This is a genomic window from Sporomusa sp. (assembly GCF_057736855.1).
Genome location: NZ_JBYKYF010000066.1, coordinates 10401 through 12442, shown reverse-complemented (window position 1 = coordinate 12442; position 2042 = coordinate 10401). Strand labels below are relative to the sequence as shown.

At 39.7% G+C, this 2042-nt stretch carries 3 protein-coding genes; all 3 read right to left on the bottom strand.

The annotated features are described in order from the left end of the window. Positions 1-258: hypothetical protein (locus AC29Z1_RS06400; RefSeq protein WP_488270626.1), on the bottom strand; the 258-nt coding region annotated here is incomplete at its 3' end. A gap of 240 nt (positions 259-498) precedes the next feature. Further along, entirely contained in the window at positions 499-1491 is a 993-nt protein-coding gene (locus AC29Z1_RS06395) for a beta-ketoacyl-ACP synthase III (RefSeq protein ID WP_488270625.1), read from the bottom strand. A 118-nt stretch (positions 1492-1609) separates the two neighbouring features. After that, a partial coding sequence (locus AC29Z1_RS06390; RefSeq protein WP_488270624.1) for an acetyl-CoA hydrolase/transferase C-terminal domain-containing protein occupies positions 1610-2042 on the bottom strand: 433 nt, incomplete at its 5' end.

Genomic DNA, 2042 nt, shown 5'->3' with positions numbered 1-2042 from the left:
CTGGCATGCCACTTCCATAAGGCTATATATAATGCCACTAACTTTTCTGGCAAAAGACCAAGTAATTCGATACACTATGATTAGTACCACAGTCATTATCACTAAAAATCCTTTTATCGGCTCTGCTTGGAAACTACTCCATTGCTGCCAGATAAAATAGATCATGATTAACAGGGGAGGAATGGTAGCTAGTAATAGACTGCCGGCTTTTAACTGAAAATCAAGAGTTGTTATTTTATTTCTTATAACAGTAAACAAATTGTCCTCCGGCTATCTTTTTATTTCTAATACAAACTTCGACAACTAAAGGCAATTTCCTTTAGTTAACCGCTATGTAGAGGTTATTTTTATATTATTATGAATTTTTTTGTTTTTATGGTAATAAATAATAAAGCAACTACATATAACTGCCATAACTTAACGCAAAAAAGTCCTGCTGAAATTCATCCCAGCAGGATTTTACCTTTATACTATGCAAAGCTACTATATAACAAGGTATCACTTAAGCCACTTAATAATCCCTGCTCCCCAAGTCAATCCACCGCCAAAACCTACTAATGCAATCATATCCCCGTTTTTGATCCTGCCGCTTTTAACCCCTTCATCCAGTGCTAACGGAATAGAAGCGGCCGATGTATTACCGTATTTATCAAGATTAACAATAACCTTTTCCATCGGCAACCCTAGGCGTTTAGCGGCTGACTGAATAATTCTTAAGTTAGCTTGATGCGGTACCAGCCAAGTAATATCATTGGCTGGTACATTTGCATGAGTCAGGGCTTTATTTACGGTTTCGCCCATTACCTTAATCGCAAATTTAAATACCTCGTTACCGTCCATATGAATAAAATGAGCGTCTTGCGACACAGTTTCCAGCGAAGTAGGCATCCGGGATCCACCGGCAGGAACTTTTAACAGATCAGCACCGGCCCCATCTGCCCCTACATCGAAACCAAGAATTCCGTATCCTGGACTTGTCTCACCCAACACAACAGCTCCCGCCCCATCACCGAACAATATGGCGGTATTTCTATCTGTCCAGTTAGTAATTGTTGATAAAGCTTCTGCGCCAATTAATAAGACTTTTTTATAAGTACCTGCCTTAATAAAAGAGCTGCCTGTAATCAGTCCGTAAATAAAACCAGAGCAAACCGCTGTAAGGTCAAAGGCAGCGGCATTAACAGCTTTAAGGTTTTGCTGAACTAAACAAGCAACTGAAGGGAACATCATATCAGGAGTTACAGTACCCACAATAATGAGATCAATCTCGGCCGCGCTAATGCCAGCATCAGCTAGCGCCCGTTCAGCAGCTTTAGTTGCTAAATCTGAGGTACTCTCTCCTTTATTTACAATCCGCCGTTCCCGAATACCTGTACGTTCAACAATCCAAGTATTGGATGTGTCCATCCTTTGCTCAAGATCAAAATTAGTTATAACAGTATCCGGAACATAGGACCCTATCCCTAAAATGCCTACATATCTTTCGTTCACCAAATGTCCTCCTTAAAACTTTTATAACCTACATTTAAAAACAGGTACTATTAGTATACCATAAAATTAATATAAACAATACCACTTACTGCCTAAATGCCAAAAATATGTAACATAATTATCTTTTGTTTGATCTACGCCATATTTTCATTTGCTCAGCATGTTGTATGAGTTCATCACGAAAATTGGGGTGAGCAATACTGATAATTCGCTCAGCTCGTTCCCATGTAGTGCACCCAGCTAACTTTACTTTACCCCATTCAGTAACCAGATAATGGACTTGGGCACGTGGGTCTGTAACTATACCGCCGCTTGGTAATGTCGGCACCACTCTGGAGGCCAGGGCACCTGTTTGTTTATTAACATACGATGAGCGAAAACAAATAAAACTTTTTCCCCCGTTGGATAAATAACTTCCGGTAACAAAATCAAGTTGTCCACCAGTACCGCTAATTTGCCGTGTTCCTGAAGATTCAGCCGATATTTGCCCATAAAGATCTACTTCAACACAATTATTAACAGAAATAAAATTGTCAATCTGGGCGATAACC